This window comes from Colwellia sp. MB3u-45 (assembly GCF_014077005.1).
In the GTDB taxonomy this organism is placed as follows: Bacteria; Pseudomonadota; Gammaproteobacteria; order Enterobacterales; family Alteromonadaceae; genus Cognaticolwellia.
The window spans coordinates 1-16875 of sequence record NZ_JACGVC010000034.1; the positions used below are offsets into that span (position 1 = coordinate 1).

Below are 16875 nucleotides of genomic sequence, written 5' to 3' on the forward strand. Positions count from 1 at the left end.
CTTTATACGCAGGAAAAATGGCCAAATATAAGGCATTTATTTTAATAACTAGTTGTTCTAATTATTAAATAAATAACGCAGTAGTTGGTTATTTTAACCAGTAAAAATGATCAGATAATTAGTGATATTGGTATAATTAACCTTGAGAAACTTCGACTACATCAGAAAGTTTCATGGTGCTACCACCGTTAAGATTTAATAAAATACTTCCACCGTTGCCGGCCAAAGTGACACTGTCGACTTTACGGTAAGTCATCGCTTGTAATTCTGATGCATTACCATCGACTAGGCCCGCAACACGAAAACGATAAGCCCCTTCTGGTGCCGGTTCGCCATTGGTGTTTTTCCCGTCCCAAGTAAAGGTAAACTCACCTGCAGATACATCACCCACAGGTACGGTTTGAATAACTTCACCGGCAACATTTTCTACGTAAATATTGACATTACTTGCCGCTTGGTCGGTCACTAACTTACCTTTTACCGCTTGACCTTCTTCTGTACCAAAGACGTTGTCTTCAACTAAAACACTACGACCAACCAGCGACGATGCCTGCAGGGCTTGGCTAGACGACATTGAAGCAGCAAAACTGGAAAATTGATCGTTTAACTTTGTCACACCATCAGTGGTTGAGAATGCGGTCATCTGAGATATCATCTCATTATTTTCAACCGGCTTAGTCGGGTCTTGATTTGAAAGTTCTTGGGTGAGCAAGGCAAAAAAATCTTCCTGCGTTAACATACCGCGCGTGTCATCGGCCTCAGGAGTTGAATTCTCTTGTTGCCAACGAATATTATCTAATAGGCTAGAGCCAGATACTGTTTCCATGATAAGTCCTATTTAACCTTAGCGTTGACCAAGTGTTAGCGTTTTATTCAGCATGTTTTTTGCTGAATCCGCTAATTGCACATTGGTTTGATATGAACGAGAAGCAGAAATCATGTTGGTCATTTCTTCAATAACGTTAACGTTCGGCTTGTAAATATAGCCCTCGCCGTCAGCCATTGGATGATCTGGAGCATATTCAACATTAAGTGGTTTATTGCTTTCAACAATGCCAAGTACTTCCACACCTACCGACTCATTTTGTCCTCCGGCAGCTTTTTGCATCTCGGCGGCAAAAACTGGATGGCGGGCACGATAGGTTTCACCGACACTACTGCTAACACTATCAGCGTTAGCAATATTACTCGCGGTGGTATTTAAGCGGACAGATTGTGCGCTCATGCCTGAACCGGAAATAGAAAATACATTAAATAGGCTCATTATTATTGCCCTCCAGTAATTGCTTGTTTTAAGCCTTTAATCTTACTATTAAGAAATTGTAGGCTTGCTTGATATTCCATAGAGTTTTCTAGATACAAGTTTCGTTCCACTTGTACGTCTACGCTATTACCGTCACCTGTATCGGCTTGATCAGGTATACGAAAACCGACACCGTTATTAAGTTCCATACGCACGTCGAAATGTTTCTCGTTGGTACGGGTCATACCGGTTTGTTGTTTTGAGGCGGCTTGTGCTAATGCGGCTTTGAAGTCCATTCCTTTGGCTTTGTAGCCTGGTGTATCGGCATTGGCAATATTACTGGCAATAAGTTCAGCGCGTTGAGCACGCACTTGTAGACCTTGCGGGTGAATACCGAATGCTTTATCAAAACTAATAGCCATAAAAAAATACCTCCAGAAGAATGAAGGTATTTATTCAATATTTATGCCAAGGTTATACGAAGAGGTTATTTTTTTTGGTAAACAATACCAGGATTACAGCGGATCATGTTAAAATTCTGGCTAATACCTGACAGCGATTCTGAGGCACCCAAAAATAAAAAGCAGTCTTGTTTCAACGTACCGTGTATTTGAGAAATTATTTTTGATTTTAGTTCAGGAGCGAAGTAAATCAAGACGTTACGACAAAAAACCAAATCAAACTGGCCCAGTAAACTATAACTATTTAACAAGTTAAGTTGGCGAAAACTGACCATTTTTTTAATCACGTCTTTCACCTTTAACATGCCATTACCACTGTTTTCAAAGAACTGTCCTTGCCGCTCCAAAGATAAGCCTCGTGATAAGGCTAAACTGTCATAATGAGCATGTTTGCAATGATCTAACATGGTAGTAGATATATCAGTGCCAATAATTTGAACACCGCCAGGAAATGCGCCTGGGTTACTCTGTTGAAATTCATAAATCGCCATGGCTATTGAATAGGGCTCTTGTCCTGATGAGCTTGCCGCTGACCAAATTTTTAATGGCGCTCGCTGGTTTTTAAAGCCTGGCAGTAGATCTTTTTTCAATAGTTCAAAGGGATAGCCATCTCGAAACCATAAGGTTTCATTGGTGGTCATGGCATCAATAACGGCAGCGCGTAATTGTCGTTTAACGGGATTAAGTGTTTGCGCGACGAGTTCAGCCAAAGACGCGACATCAAATTTTGCCATCAGAGGTACCAGGCGACTTTTCACCAGGTACTGTTTGCTTTCACCTAAAACAATGCCGCATTGCTGCTCTAGAAACATTCTAAATTGATGATAACTTTTATCATCAAGTTGTTTAGTTAACACTAGCTGTGGTCCACCTTATTTAAATACTGCAAACAAAGATTAAGCAATCTCATCATGCTTTAACCACTTTTTAACCGCAGTCGCTAACTCGTCGGGATGAAATTTAGGAATAAAATCTTCAGCCCCTACTTTCTCTACCATGGCATTGTTAAAAACACCACTTAGCGAAGTATGCAAAATAACCGGCATATTTTTCATCCGATCATTCTGCTTAATTTCTGCTGTTAGGGTATAACCATCCATCACGGGCATTTCAATATCAGAAATCAACAAAGCGACTTTTTCAGTGATGCTGTTTTGACACCCTTGAGCAATTTCCTGTAATTGATCGAGCGCTTCTTGACCATTTTTTGCTAACAGCATAGTTAACCCCAAAGGTTCAAGAGCACGTTTAACTTGATTTCGTGCCACGGTCGAGTCATCAGCAATCATAATCACTCGTTCGCCAATAGCCTCTCCAACGCTTGCATCAGCAACACCTTCGCTTAACTCTGTTGAAATAGGGTTGATTTCATTGAGAATTTTTTCAACATCAAGAATCGATACCAGTTCGTCGTCAATTTTGGTTACCGCCGTAAGGTAGCTTAACTTTCCCGCACCTTCTGGCGGCGGCATAATGTCTTTCCAGCTCAAGGTTACAATGCGCTCTACACCGGCAACAAGAAAACCCTGCACAGTTCGGTTGTACTCAGAAATAATCACAAAACTGCTTTCTGTTTGCACAATGGCTGGACCACCCGTGGCTTTACTTAGGTCAATAACCGAAATAGTTTGACCACGAATATGAGCAACACCTTTAACAAATTTGTTTTGCTTAGGTATTACGGTCAACCTAGGACATGGCATAACTTCACGCACTTTAAATACGTTGATACCAAAACGCTGTTTACCAATGAGTTTAAATAACAACAACTCCAGTCGGTTCTGGCCAACTAATTGGGTACGTTGATTAACTGTGTCTAATATACTTGCCATAAAAACCTCTTTGGTGTGCCAATGAAAGTATAACAAAGGCACGATTCTTGATTGTTTTAACGTTTAAAGCACTAGCATTGCAACAACGTAAATACTTTGACGTTATTCGTGCTAAATTGTACTGAATTAAACTTAATTAAGTTGGACGTGTATTTTTATTTTCCTAGCAGTCAGATATAACTTATGAACAAATTAAAGATAGTAATAGCAATCACCCTTATTTATTTGGCCAGTATTAACGCTAGTTCAGCCATGACATTCGATCGTGATTATCTCTATAACTTCATCAAATCCTATGTTGAAGACAATGTCAGTTTGCCAGCACGAGGAAAACTGAAGATTGAAGTTTCTGAAATAGACCCCCGAATTACATTACAGCCTTGTTTATTACCATTGACGGCAAATATACCTGAAAAGCATATTGGTAGAAACGTAAATGTTAAAATTGTTTGTCCTGACGAAGAATCTTGGCAGTTGTATATCCCAGTAAAAATTCACACCATTGTACCTGTATTGGTCACGCAAATGCGAATAAGCAAAGGTACTTTGCTTAGTAACGCTAATATCGAAATTATATTTAAAGATAACGGGCAAATACGAGGCACAGTGCTTACCGACCCTAAAGTAGTGGTGGGTGCTCGCACAAAAAGAAACTTGTCTCAAGGTAGTGCTATTACTAATCAAAATACCTGTTTTGTCTGTAAAGGCGAGCCGGTGAATATTATTGCTAAGTCGGCACATTTTGAAATTAAGTCTTTTGGCATTGCCTTAAATGACGGCAGTTTAGGCGAAATTATATCGGTGCGAAATAGGAAGTCTGGTCGTGTGGTTCAGGGGCAAGTTAACGCTATTAACCAAGTGATAATTAATTTATAATAATTGCTTAAGTTTTCTGCTGTTTTGCCGATAAAAGGTTAGAAACCAATAACTGTTGTAAGTAGGATACAATAATGGCTATTAATATCAACAACTTGAATAACACCAATCAAGTAAAACAAAAACTTGAACAGCAAGTTCAGACCAAACAGCAAGTTAGCGAAAGTAGCAATGCCTCGCAACAAGCTAAATTGGCAACGCGTGATTCGGTATCTATTACCCCGCAAGCAAAACAAATGAATGAGCTGCAGAAACAAGCCGCTGATTCTCCTGTAGTCAATGAGAAAAAAATTGCTGAATTAAAGAGTGCTATTGCCTCTGGCGATTATAAAATAAATCCAGAAAAGCTAGCAGCAAGTATCGCCAATTTTGAATTTGAACTTGGCTAACGTGTTACTAAAATGGAGTACATTAAGTGTCTGAAAAACTAACACCGCAACAATTGGTTTCTCAACAATTATCGCAATTAACGCAATTAGAGACGTTATTAGACACTGAGAAAGATGTACTGCAACAGCAAAACCCTGATGCACTTATTCAGCTTACCGCAGACAAAAACGACCTGCTTTTGGCGATTCAGAGAATTGACAATGCCATTGGTCAAAGCTTTGAATTCAAACAAGAAAAACTAGCGGGCAAGTTCACCAGCCTATTATCAGATATTGAAGCCATTTTAGTGCGCTGTAAAAAACAGAATCAAATTAATGGCCTAATCATTCAGCAATCACAATTATCTGTAGAACGCATGAAGACCTCATTACTAGAGAATCATAACAAGTCATCCATGACCTATAATAGTAAAGGAAAAACCTCTGGCGGACTCAGTAGCTTAGGTATAAAAGCTTAGCTTTATATGTGTTAGGTTATCTACAAAAAAACCAGCAATAGCTGGTTTTTTTAATGGTACTAAAATACAGCGCAATTCAATGACGCTAGTAATAATGCTAGTAATATGAGATATGCTTTATTTCTTTGCGGTTAGATGTCGCGATATAAATTTCATAAACATCTTTAAAATCTAAACTCAACTCAGTGGTATAACTGTCACCCACCGGATAGCTTTTAACGACTTTTGCGCCACGAATAATGCCTCGTACTGATGCCTGTAATTTTTGATTATCAAGCACTAAATTAGACATGGTGGTGCTACCATTAATATTTTGACCATAAACTTGCTCAGCTAACTCCGCATAAGCAGCAATTTTTGAAGCTTTTATTGCCATTAGCATACGCTGGGTTTTGTTTTGAGAATTCTGCAAACTAATTGGTGCTTGCCCTATGGCGGTTAAGACAGGAAATTTTTCAGGTTTCACGTTTTGCCATTCAACCTGTTTATCAAACACCGAAGAACAGGCACTTAGCACTAAAGCACTTAAAAAAATCCCGATACCCTTACGTAAAGTATTCATATTGACCTTAGACATTTGTTTGATAATATTACTTTTGTATCGCAATGGCACGTGCATCGTCAGCGAGTGTGTTACTGTCACGCAAGATCATGCCATCTTTCATTTTAACATTTTCATGGCGATTAAAATCATCGCCAACAACCCAAGCAGGAATAAAAGACTGCGCCGTTGCCACCACAACTCGAGATTGCATGCCAATCATTCGCGCGTTGACTAACACCCCTTCATTTTGTTGCATCATAGTGCCTGTAACAACATAGTCAATTATCTGACGTTCGGGCAATTCTTTCCAATCGCGACTGAAAACATAATCACCATCGGCCGTTACACGAATATGTCCGGTAGTTTTAAAATCAATAACAACCAAGCCATGTCGTTGCATTTCATGGATAAAACTTTCTGACAGCTGATTACCTAATGAGTTAGTTGATTCTAAGTTTTTTAAATCGACAAACGATGCAACAGCGATTGGCGTTTTGGGCGAAACAAAGGTGCTACTTTCCAGCATTTGATAGGCAAGACCTTTCACCACGTCATTTATCGCATGGCGAGGTAACTTAAAACTGTCAATTTCTTGTTTATCGGCATAAGAAGATCGATAAAAATCGTCCTTGGTTGTCACAGAACACGACATCACTGTCGGTATTATTATTGCTATAAGCCAATTTTTCATTGAGCTCTCCTCAATTAATGCTAATGTCATAAAATTAATGAAAATAATTAATAAAAATATTAAAGCATGATCCGCGCCAATATTTTTATTTCACCTCAACTTAGCCTAATGCAGGGTAGATTAAAAACTATACCCGCAAATGAGTGGCTATAGTTTTAGCGTCATTGTTTTGCCTATTGTCACCTTTATTCAGCACTGCTGCTTTTTCACTCTCAAGACCACTTTTATCCAATATCCAGCTTTTGCCAAACCATACTAGGGTTTTTGATGCCTGATAAAACCCTGCGGCTGCATTTCTATTAGTAACCTAATACCGATGAAACTAGCTTATTGGGCCGCTTGACTTATCTTGAGTTGAACTTTTATTTGAAATAGGCACAAAACCTGCATATTTAAAAACAGAGATTGATTCCATATTAAAGAGACCTTTATGCGCTTAAGTTTATTTTGCCTTTGCTGTGCTATATATAGTAGCGCTAGTGTCGGACAATGGTATGAATCGCAAGGTGTGGCGAGCATAGTGAATGCTGATAACAAAACAGCAAAAACACAAGCCATGCACAACGCGTTGAAAAAAGCCTTACTGGTTGCCGGTGCTTCAGTGTCAAGTGTTCAACAAGTGGTTAATGGTTTACTCACCCAAGACGCAATTAGCATTCGTGCCAGTGGCAGTGTTAATTCATTAGAGTTGGTCAGTGAACACTATAGCGACGACTTGGCCACTGTCACCATTCGGGCTGATATTTTTCCACAAGAAAAAAAGTGCTTCGCGGCTGATTATAAAAAATCCATGCTGTTAACCCGCAGTAATATACTTCGCCGTGAACAAGCTAATATTGGTAACATCTACGCTATTGATAGCACCTTAATCCAACAGCTGGCTAATAAAATACAGCAGCAAGGTATTTATTTGGAGACTAAACTGGCCTTGCAAACTAAAACAGAATTTTCACGTTATAACCAAAGCTTGCAAAGCCAAAGTTTAAAAAACTTAACCATGTCATTAGCCAACATGACAGATAGCCAGTATGTTTTGTTTTCAGAGATCCAAGATCTTTCTCTCGCAAATAACGAAAATAATAACTGGCAGTTTTGGCAAAAAAACGTCTATCAACGCCAGTTTAATGTTGCCCTTTATATTCACGACGGTACCACAGGTGAAAGAGTTTTGGCTAAACACTATCAAAGCTCTGCCCCTTGGCAATTCGATAAGCGCAAACAAGTTGACGTTACTAGCCATAACTTTTGGCAAAGTGACTATGGCCAAAGCATTAGTCTGACCTTAGACAACATGGTCAGTGATATTGATGAGAACATGATGTGTCAGCCAACCCAGGGCAGAATTGTGCAAGTACAAGGTAACTCACTGACTTTTAACTTAGGAAAAAGACACGGGGTTAAAATAGGTGATGAATTTTCTTTGCTACATTTCAATAACTTTATCAGTGATGATAAGCGCTCTTATTCAGGTTTTAACATCAGCCCTTATAAAGTTATGGTAACTTCTGTGAGTCAAGACAGTGCCCGGGCTACCACCACTGAGCAGCACATATTAGACAACATCCAAATTAACGACTTAGCGGTAAGGTATTAGAAAATTTAATCAAGGTTACAAATTATGACCATTAATTAAATAGTTATCCGGTGTAAAGTGTATTTTTTTGAATACTAATTTATAAAATAGCTGTAGCATAGGCTAGCACTATAATTATTTGCATCATGTCCTCATAGTTTAACTGGATAAAACTGCGGCCTCCTAAGCTGCTGCTCCAGGTTCGAGTCCTGGTGGGGACGCCAGTAATTATTGATACAAAATTTGCAGGCAAGCACTTTATAACTATCGGTACTATAACTATCAGTACTGAAATTTTATGGTGAGTTATTTTATCTAGCCTGATGTTTGACTAAGACGCTGGTAAATAGCAAAAACATTAATCTATTGGCATTATTTTAAAGCGATCTGCGACTAGAGGCTGTCCACACAATATAATGTAAATTGTCTATGTCGTATCAATTTTTCACCCTGACTTATTGACTTACCTTCAGTGTAATCGATTGTAAAATAAGAAATAAATAACGTCCTGCATACTAGAGAATTACGCCCTACCACCGTGATACACCTTATTTAGCGTACATAAAAAAACCCCGCGTTTGCGAGGTTTTTATTATTAAATGAGCTAAATCACTAGTTCACTATCTGTTGGTTCTCTTACAACGTCCTTGTCGTCTGCTGCTGAGCCAGTACTCAACAATGCTGATATGGCTAATACTAATACTGCTAATATTACCGTAGTCAGCTTAATTCCACGTGACGACGAGCTGTTCATTACTTAATCCTATGTCAGCTTGTATGTTTTTATTAAGTTTTTATTTTTTTTACATACAAGCCATCAACACTAAAGGATCTTAATTTTAATTTCAAGCGCTTACTCGGCTCATTCAGCTTTTATTGTCGATTTAATCACCAGATATATTCACGACAGTTAACTCGGCTAAGTAAGCCTTAAAGTATATAAATATAGCTAAGTTAAAAATAATCATAGAAAAATGCTAATAACATTTGCAGTTAAGGGGTAGTCTAGGCGAAAATAAGCGCAATTTATATCCCATCAAATCTTATAATAATTGGAGCAAATATGCCGTCGCGTCAACAACTAGCCAATGCAATTCGAGTTTTAAGCATGGATGCCGTGCAAAAAGCTAAATCAGGACACCCTGGAGCCCCAATGGGCATGGCAGATATCGCTGAAGTTTTATGGCGTGACTTTCTAAAACATAACCCAAGTGATCCACAGTGGGTTGATCGTGACCGCTTTATTTTGTCTAACGGCCACGGTTCCATGTTAATTTATTCACTATTGCACCTTACCGGTTATGACTTGCCGATGAGTGAATTAAAAAACTTCCGCCAATTACACTCTAAAACACCGGGTCATCCTGAATACGGCTACACGCCAGGCGTAGAAACTACCACGGGTCCGTTGGGCGCTGGTCTGTCTAATGCTGTAGGTATGGCAATAGCTGAAAAAACCTTGGCGGCACAGTTTAACCGTGACGGTCATAACATTGTCGATCACAACACTTATGTATTTTTAGGTGATGGTTGTTTAATGGAAGGTATTTCGCATGAAGTTTGTTCATTAGCCGGTACCTTAGGTTTAGGCAAATTAGTGGCATTTTGGGATGATAACGGTATTTCAATTGATGGTCATGTTGAAGGTTGGTTCACTGACAATACCCCAGCACGATTTGAAGCTTATGGTTGGCATGTGATCAGCGATGTTGATGGTCATGATAGCGCGGCTATTACTGCTGCCATTGCCGCAGCAAAAGCTGTCACCGATAAACCTACTATGATTTGTTGTAAAACCGTGATTGGCTTTGGTTCACCCAATAAATCAGGTACGCACGATTGTCACGGCGCACCATTAGGCGACGACGAAATTACGGCAACGCGCGAATTTCTTAACTGGCCTCATGCGCCATTTGAAATACCGGCTGATATTTATGCCGAGTGGGATCAAAAAGAAAATGGCGCCACAGAACAAGCCAACTGGAATGATAAATTTGCCGCTTACCAAGCTGCTCACCCAACCTTAGCTGCAGAATATGAACGTCGTGTGATTAAAGGTGATTTACCTGCCGAGTTTGAAGAAAAAGCCAATGCCTACATTTTAGCCTGTCAGGAAAAAGCTGAAAATGTCGCTTCACGTAAAGCATCACAAAACACCATTGAAGTCTTTGGTGCTATGTTACCTGAGTTATTGGGCGGCTCAGCCGATTTAGCCGGCTCAAACTTAACGCTTTGGTCGGGTTCAAAAGGCATTCAAGATGATGCGGCCGGTAACTACATTTACTACGGTGTGCGTGAATTTGGTATGAGCGGTATCATGAACGGTGTTTCATTGCATGGTGGTTTTATCAACTACGGTGCCACTTTCATGATGTTTATGGAATACGCTCGTAACGCGGTACGCATGTCTGCACTTATGGGTATTCAAAATATTTTCGTCTACACCCATGATTCAATTGGTCAAGGTGAAGATGGTCCAACGCATCAGCCTATTGAGCAGTTAACTAACCTACGTACCACGCCTAACATGGTGACTTGGCGTCCAGCCGATGCCACTGAGTCAGCTGTGGCATGGAAAAACGCTGTTGTTCGCCAAAATGCACCAACATCATTAATTTTTTCTCGCCAAGGTTTACCTGCATTAACACGTACCAGTGCGCAAGTAGCTGATATTGCTAAAGGTGGCTACATCTTAAAAGATAGTGTTGGCACACCAGAAGTTATTTTAATTGCTACCGGCTCTGAAGTGTCATTAGCGTTAAAAGCAGCTGAAAGCTTAGGTGATAATGTCCGCGTTGTTTCTATGCCATCAACCAATATTTTTGATGCCCAAGATAATGACTATAAAGCATCGGTATTGCCACCAGCAGTAACCAAACGTGTGGCGATTGAAGCCGCACATACTGATTTTTGGTATAAATACGTAGGCTTGAGTGGCAAAGTTGTTGGCATGACCACTTTTGGTGAGTCAGCACCGGGTAATGTCTTACTTGAATATTTTGGTTTTACCGTTGAAAACGTAGTTAACACAGTAAACAGCCTAAACTAATCTCCTTTGCTACAAAAATGGCATTTATAGCCAGTTAACACATACTTAACTGGCTATCTCCTTTACTAAATTCGTGATCAATAAGAGCCAAAAACATGTCAATTAATATCGCTATCAATGGCTTTGGCCGAGTCGGCAGAAATGTTGTTCGTGCACTATATGAAAACGGCAGCACCAACGAATTTAACTTAGTCGCTATTAATGAACTTGCCGAGCCTGAAGGCATAGCTCACCTATTAAAATATGACTCAACTCATGGTCGTTTTTCATTTGCGGTGCAACAAAGTGCTGGCAAATTATTTATTGCTGGTGACGAAATATCGTTAAGCCATGAATCCGAGTTAAGCAATCTCCCTTGGCAAGAGCACAATGTCGATATTGTCATTGATTGTACCGGTAAGTTTGGTAGCCAAGCAGATGGCCAGTTACATATTCAGCAAGGCGCAAAAAAGGTCTTGTTTTCACATCCTGGCTCACAAGATTTAGACGCGACCATTATTTATGGTATTAACCATCAACAACTCACTGCGGCTGAAAAAGTGGTGTCAAACGGCTCTTGCACCACCAATTGTGTGGTGCCTGTTATTCAGGTTTTAGATCAAGCCTTTGGTGTTGAAAGTGGTGCTATCACGACCATTCATTCTTCGATGCATGATCAACAAGTTATTGACGCTTATCATCCTGACTTACGCCGTGCTCGTGCCGCCAGCCAATCGATAATACCGGTAGATACTAAGTTGGCCGCAGGTATTGAACGAATATTACCCAAGTTTGCTGGCCGCTTTGAAGCGATAGCCGTGCGAGTACCCACTATCAATGTAACCGCTATGGATTTAAGCTTGAACTTATCAAGCGACGCTACTATTGCACAAATTAATCAAGCAATTGTTGACGCTCAACACAATGGTTTGGCGGGTATTTTAGGTTATACCACCGAACCGTTAGTTTCCATCGACTTTAATCATGACCCACATTCAAGCATTGTTGATGGCAACCAAACGCGGGTTAGTCACAAGCGCTTAGTAAAATTACTTATTTGGTGTGATAACGAATGGGGTTTTGCTAATCGTTTACTAGACACCGCTTCTGCTATGGCAAAAGTGGGTTAATTGAGTATCGATGGCGTTAACAAATACAATAACTTAAAATTTACTTAACCGTTAAACTTCTACCAACAGGGAATAAACATGTCAGTAATCAAAATGACCGACTTAGCATTGAACAATCAACGTGTGCTCATTCGTGAAGACTTAAATGTACCAGTTAAAGATGGAAAAATCACCTCTGATGCGCGCTTAAGAGCGGCCTTACCCACACTGAGATTAGCCTTAGATGCGGGTGCAAAAGTGATGGTTATGTCGCACTTAGGTCGTCCAACTGAAGGCGAATATAATGCCGAATTTTCTTTGCAGCCTGTAGCCGATTATCTGAGTGCCGCACTTAACGTACCGGTTCGTTTAGTCACAGATTACCTTGATGGCGTAGAGGTTAATATTGGCGAATTAGTGATATTTGAAAACATTCGCTTTAATGTTGGCGAGCAAAGCAATGATGACGCCTTATCGAAAAAATTAGCCGCGTTGTGTGACATTTTCGTTATGGACGCATTTGGCACGGCTCATCGCGCACAAGCCAGTACACATGGCGTCGCAAAATATGCAGCTACTGCCTGTGCAGGCCCACTGTTAGCGGGTGAATTAACCGCGTTATCACAAGCACTTGATAACCCTGCCCGTCCATTGGTGGCGATTGTTGGTGGCTCAAAAGTGTCAACTAAACTTACCGTGCTAGACTCATTAGCCGGTATTGTTGACCAACTGGTTGTGGGTGGCGGTATTGCCAATACTTTTATTGCCTCACAAGGTCACAATGTGGGTAAATCATTATTCGAAGCTGATTTAGTTGATGAAGCAAAACGCTTAACTAAACAAGCTAGCGACAATAATGGTTCAATTCCAGTACCGACCGATGTGGTGGTTGGTCAAGAATTTTCTGAAACCGCTGTAGCAACACTTAAAAATGTTAGCGACGTAGCCGATGGCGATATGATTTTTGATATTGGCCCAGAGAGCGCCAAAGCCTTGGCAGATATTATCGCTAATGCCGGTACCGTCGTATGGAATGGCCCCGTTGGTGTCTTTGAATTCGACCAATTTGGTAAAGGCACTGAAGTTATCGCCCACGCTATTGCCAATAGCAAGGCATTCTCTATTGCCGGAGGCGGTGACACCTTAGCCGCGGTTGATAAATATGCTATTGCCGATAAAATATCTTATATTTCAACCGGTGGTGGTGCTTTTCTTGAATTTTTAGAAGGCAAAAAATTGCCTGCAGTAGAAATTTTAGAAGCGCGCGCTAAAGCATAAACTCGCTCGACAAATAAATATTTTATCTTAAAAAGCTGACAGCACTTAATTGTGCTGTCAGCTTTTTTTTCACTTTTTTTTCACTTTTTTTTCAATAAAACTTTCATTAGGTTATTTATTTTCAGTGACTAAAATTAAGCATAAAAATATTATTCATTACACTGTCTATTTCGTAGTAAATTTACACCAATACTACAACTTATCATGCTAAAGCCTGCTTAAAACACCATTACTTACGTAATTAATATACAGAAGTTGTAAATTAAAAAAAATTTATATTTTAAGCAATATGGATCATTTTTTTCTAGTGCAAATTACTAAATTCATCTGATATACTTACGTTACGAAAGCAATAAGTTTCACAATGAAACTTGTTAACCATCAATTTTGTCACTATTTACAATCACAGGAGTTAGTTCATGGCTTTAGTTTCTATGCGCCAAATGTTAGATCATGCGGCCGAAAACGGTTACGGTATCCCAGCCTTTAACGTTAACAATTTAGAACAAGTTAGAGCTATCATGCTTGCCGCCAACGACACCAACAGTCCGGTAATTTTGCAGGGTTCAGCAGGCGCTAGAGCGTATGCCGGCGCACCCTTTTTACGGCACTTAATTTTAGCTGCTATTGAAGAGTTCCCTCATATACCTGTGGTAATGCACCAAGATCACGGCACCTCACCAGGTGTTTGCCAACGCTCAATTCAGTTAGGTTTTTCATCTGTGATGATGGACGGTTCATTAATGACTGACGGTAAAACGCCTTCAAGCTATGAATACAATGTTGATGTTACTCGCCGTACTGTTGAAATGGCGCATGCCTGTGGTGTTTCAGTTGAAGGTGAACTAGGTTGTTTAGGTTCGCTTGAAACAGGTGAAGCCGGTGAAGAAGATGGCATTGGCGCAGTCGGTAAATTGACCATGGAGCAAATGCTAACTGATCCTGAAGAAGCCGCTGACTTTGTGCAAAAAACACAAGTTGACGCCTTAGCTATTGCCTGTGGTACTTCTCACGGTGCTTATAAATTTACCCGTCCACCTACGGGCGATATCTTAGCGATTGATCGTATTAAAGCCATTCATAACCGTATTCCTAATACACATTTAGTGATGCACGGTTCTTCTTCAGTGCCACAAGACTGGTTAGCTATTATTAATGAATTTGGTGGCAAGATACCAGAAACTTATGGTGTACCGGTTGAGCAAATTCAAGAAGGTATTAAAAATGGTGTGCGCAAAATCAACATAGATACCGATTTACGTTTAGCCTCTACGGGTGCCGTTCGTCGTTTCTTAGCCGAAAACCCAAGTGAATTTGACCCACGTAAATTCTTAAAAGCATCAACACAAGCTATGTATGATATTTGTAAAGCGCGTTACGAAGCCTTTGGCAGCGTTGGACATGCATCAGCAATTAAGCCTATCTCGCTTGATAACATGTTTATGCAATATTCTACTGGCAAATTGGATGCTTTAATTAAGTAAGTAATTAAAGTTAAAAATAACGACAATCAATTAGTCCTATTTAGTTTAATACGCTAGCAAATCATCCGATGGATATTATTCATCGGATTTTTTTCGTCTGCTTTTTAACGATCACTTTTAAAGACAAACGTGCATCAAAAAGCTAATCAATTGAAATATAATCACATCGTCAATAAATCGCTTAATTTATTAACAATATAATGATATTTCAATTGATGTTTATTATAATTAACCTTTTATCAGAAACCTTAGGATACATAATGGACACTATTCAAAACTGGTTTGTCGATAACCAGCCGTTGTTGATCGATTTTGCGATTAAATTAATCGTTGCAGTAGCCATCATTATCGTCGGTAAGTTTATTGCCAAAATGGTTCGCCAAGGCGTAATCAAAGTTATGCGCCATAAGGGCATGGATGAAGCGATTATTTCCTTCATTAGTAGTTTGCTTTACGGTATGTTATTTTTCATTGTTATTGTTGCCGCTATATCACACTTAGGCTTTAACACCACGTCATTAGTCGCTATTGTTGGTGCCGCCGGTTTAGCGATAGGTCTAGCATTACAAGGTTCATTATCAAACTTTGCTTCGGGCGTATTACTGATTGTTTTTAAACCTTTTAAATCAGGCGATTTTATCGAAGTCGCTGGTGTTGCCGGTATGGTTGAACAAATTTTAATATTCTCCACTCAATTGAGAACCGGGGATAATAAAACCGTTATTATCCCAAATGGTGCGATCACTAGTGGCACTATTACCAATTACTCAACCAAAGCAACCAGAAGAATCGATTTAATCATCGGGGTAAGCTATGAAGCCGACCTGGCAAAAACTAAAGCACTGTTACTCGCTATAGCCAGTGCCGACGAAAGAGTATTAAAAGACCAAGCAGTAACCGTAGGTGTATCAGCACTTGCTGACAGCAGCGTTAATTTCGTGGTAAGACCTTGGGTTAACTCTGCAGATTACTGGCCAACTTACTACGATTTACTAGAAAAAATTAAAACTGAATTGGATAGCGCAGGTATCGAAATCCCATTCCCACAATTATCTATTCACATGAATAAAGAGGAAAAAAATGAGTCATAAGTTATTATCAGCCGCATTATGTTGTGTATCACTAACATCGCTAGCAGAAGAAGCAAGCACACCAGTAGTAGTAGAGTCACCTTATACGGCTTCGGCAGAGTTAGGTATGCTTTTTAAAACAGGTGACACTAATAGTGCTGATATTAAATCCGGTTTTGATTTTACTTACGAAGTTGATGATTGGAAATCCACAGTAACACTGGGCTTACTGGTCAAGAAGAGTGAGCAAGAAGATGAAAACGGTGAAGAACATTTTACCACCAGTGATCAAAAATGGACTGCTGTTGGCCAAACAAATTACAATATTGATACAGCGAGCCCAAACTATATCTATGGTAACGTTTCTTATGAAGATAATCGTTTTAGTAATTTCAAAAGCCAAAGTTCAGTTTCAACCGGTTGGGGTCGTCGTTGGTTCGAATCTAAACAAGCAACACTAGATGCCGATATTGGCCCAGGTTTCAAGCGCGACGTTATTCGCGAAACTGACCTTCAAGCAGAACAAACTAAATCTGCTTTTATTATTCAAGCCCAGGCTTTATACAAGCGTCAAATAAATGAACACGTTTTATTTAAGCAATTAGTTGTCGCTAAGTACGCACCAAAAGCAGACGAAAATAGCACTTATAAAGCGAGAACATCAATCACCACAAAGTTACTTGAAACTTTGCAGCTTAAGTTTAGCTTTACCTTAGATTACAACACTGATGTGGAAGATGACAAAGAAAATGTTAATACCGAAACTGCCATGACTCTGGTCTACAGCTTCTAAGTATTAAGCGCAATGAGTGATAACTTTGTTTTATAAAGCCAGCATG

General features: G+C 39.7%; 18 protein-coding genes and 1 tRNA gene. 11 read left to right on the forward strand and 8 right to left on the reverse strand.

Annotation, left to right across the window (positions count from 1 at the left end):
- Window positions 1-136: 136 nt before the first annotated feature.
- The 5 genes from H4J41_RS01485 to H4J41_RS01505 form a co-directional block, all read right to left on the reverse strand.
- A complete protein-coding gene (locus H4J41_RS01485; protein ID WP_182137067.1) occupies window positions 137-826 on the reverse strand; it encodes a flagellar hook assembly protein FlgD in 690 nt (229 codons plus the stop codon).
- 18 nt (window positions 827-844) lie between these two features.
- Window positions 845-1264, reverse strand: a complete 420-nt coding sequence (gene flgC, locus H4J41_RS01490; RefSeq protein WP_182137066.1) for a flagellar basal body rod protein FlgC — start codon at window positions 1262-1264, stop codon at window positions 845-847.
- 2 nt (window positions 1265-1266) lie between these two features.
- A complete protein-coding gene (flgB, locus tag H4J41_RS01495; protein ID WP_182137065.1) occupies window positions 1267-1665 on the reverse strand; it encodes a flagellar basal body rod protein FlgB in 399 nt (132 codons plus the stop codon).
- Window positions 1666-1730: 65 nt separating this feature from the next.
- A complete protein-coding gene (locus H4J41_RS01500; protein WP_310649812.1) occupies window positions 1731-2561 on the reverse strand; it encodes a protein-glutamate O-methyltransferase CheR in 831 nt (276 codons plus the stop codon).
- 39 nt (window positions 2562-2600) lie between these two features.
- Window positions 2601-3536: a chemotaxis protein gene (locus tag H4J41_RS01505; RefSeq protein WP_182137064.1), complete on the reverse strand. Its 936-nt coding sequence runs from the start codon at window positions 3534-3536 to the stop codon at window positions 2601-2603.
- A gap of 183 nt (window positions 3537-3719) precedes the next feature.
- Here H4J41_RS01505 and flgA point away from each other — a divergent pair, with 183 nt between their 5' ends.
- The 3 genes from flgA to H4J41_RS01520 all read left to right on the forward strand — a co-directional run bounded on the left by flgA (window position 3720) and on the right by H4J41_RS01520 (window position 5259).
- On the forward strand, window positions 3720-4412 hold the full coding sequence (gene flgA / locus H4J41_RS01510; RefSeq protein WP_182137063.1) for a flagellar basal body P-ring formation chaperone FlgA: 693 nt from the start codon (window positions 3720-3722) through the stop codon (window positions 4410-4412).
- Between the two features lie 74 nt (window positions 4413-4486).
- Window positions 4487-4801: a flagellar biosynthesis anti-sigma factor FlgM gene (gene flgM, locus H4J41_RS01515; protein WP_182137062.1), complete on the forward strand. Its 315-nt coding sequence runs from the start codon at window positions 4487-4489 to the stop codon at window positions 4799-4801.
- Between the two features lie 26 nt (window positions 4802-4827).
- A complete protein-coding gene (locus H4J41_RS01520) occupies window positions 4828-5259 on the forward strand; it encodes a flagella synthesis protein FlgN (RefSeq protein ID WP_182137061.1) in 432 nt (143 codons plus the stop codon).
- A 97-nt stretch (window positions 5260-5356) separates the two neighbouring features.
- Here H4J41_RS01520 and H4J41_RS01525 read toward each other — a convergent pair whose 3' ends face one another.
- Entirely contained in the window at window positions 5357-5821 is a 465-nt protein-coding gene (locus H4J41_RS01525; RefSeq protein WP_182137060.1) for an LPP20 family lipoprotein, read from the reverse strand.
- A 28-nt stretch (window positions 5822-5849) separates the two neighbouring features.
- Window positions 5850-6494 carry a FlgO family outer membrane protein gene (locus H4J41_RS01530; RefSeq protein WP_182137059.1) on the reverse strand — a complete coding sequence of 215 codons (645 nt, stop codon included), beginning with the start codon at window positions 6492-6494 and terminating at the stop codon, window positions 5850-5852.
- Between the two features lie 430 nt (window positions 6495-6924).
- On the opposite strand from H4J41_RS01530, the gene H4J41_RS01535 reads away from it, so the two are divergent.
- Together H4J41_RS01535 and H4J41_RS01540 are read left to right on the forward strand one after the other, a co-directional pair.
- Window positions 6925-8088: a flagella assembly protein FlgT gene (locus tag H4J41_RS01535; RefSeq protein ID WP_182137058.1), complete on the forward strand. Its 1164-nt coding sequence runs from the start codon at window positions 6925-6927 to the stop codon at window positions 8086-8088.
- 127 nt (window positions 8089-8215) lie between these two features.
- Window positions 8216-8291 (forward strand) — tRNA-Arg (locus tag H4J41_RS01540).
- A gap of 380 nt (window positions 8292-8671) precedes the next feature.
- Here H4J41_RS01540 and H4J41_RS01545 read toward each other — a convergent pair.
- Window positions 8672-8821: a hypothetical protein gene (locus H4J41_RS01545; RefSeq protein WP_182137057.1), complete on the reverse strand. Its 150-nt coding sequence runs from the start codon at window positions 8819-8821 to the stop codon at window positions 8672-8674.
- 309 nt (window positions 8822-9130) lie between these two features.
- On the opposite strand from H4J41_RS01545, the gene tkt reads away from it, so the two are divergent.
- The 6 genes from tkt (at window position 9131) to H4J41_RS01575 (ending at window position 16829) form a co-directional block, all read left to right on the forward strand.
- The gene (gene tkt, locus H4J41_RS01550) at window positions 9131-11116 is read left to right on the forward strand and encodes a transketolase (RefSeq protein ID WP_182137056.1); all 1986 of its coding nucleotides are present in this window, start codon (window positions 9131-9133) and stop codon (window positions 11114-11116) included.
- Window positions 11117-11211: 95 nt separating this feature from the next.
- On the forward strand, window positions 11212-12225 hold the full coding sequence (epd, locus tag H4J41_RS01555) for an erythrose-4-phosphate dehydrogenase (RefSeq protein WP_182137055.1): 1014 nt from the start codon (window positions 11212-11214) through the stop codon (window positions 12223-12225).
- Between the two features lie 78 nt (window positions 12226-12303).
- Entirely contained in the window at window positions 12304-13482 is a 1179-nt protein-coding gene (locus tag H4J41_RS01560) for a phosphoglycerate kinase (RefSeq protein ID WP_182137054.1), read from the forward strand.
- A gap of 419 nt (window positions 13483-13901) precedes the next feature.
- Window positions 13902-14966 carry a class II fructose-bisphosphate aldolase gene (fba, locus tag H4J41_RS01565; protein ID WP_182137053.1) on the forward strand — a complete coding sequence of 355 codons (1065 nt, stop codon included), beginning with the start codon at window positions 13902-13904 and terminating at the stop codon, window positions 14964-14966.
- A 260-nt stretch (window positions 14967-15226) separates the two neighbouring features.
- Complete coding sequence (locus tag H4J41_RS01570) at window positions 15227-16057, forward strand: mechanosensitive ion channel domain-containing protein (RefSeq protein ID WP_220460841.1); 831 nt, start codon at window positions 15227-15229, stop codon at window positions 16055-16057.
- Window positions 16047-16829: a YdiY family protein gene (locus H4J41_RS01575; RefSeq protein WP_182137051.1), complete on the forward strand. Its 783-nt coding sequence runs from the start codon at window positions 16047-16049 to the stop codon at window positions 16827-16829. The genes H4J41_RS01570 and H4J41_RS01575 overlap by 11 nt, the downstream gene beginning before the upstream one ends.
- The last annotated feature ends 46 nt before the right edge of the window (window positions 16830-16875 follow it).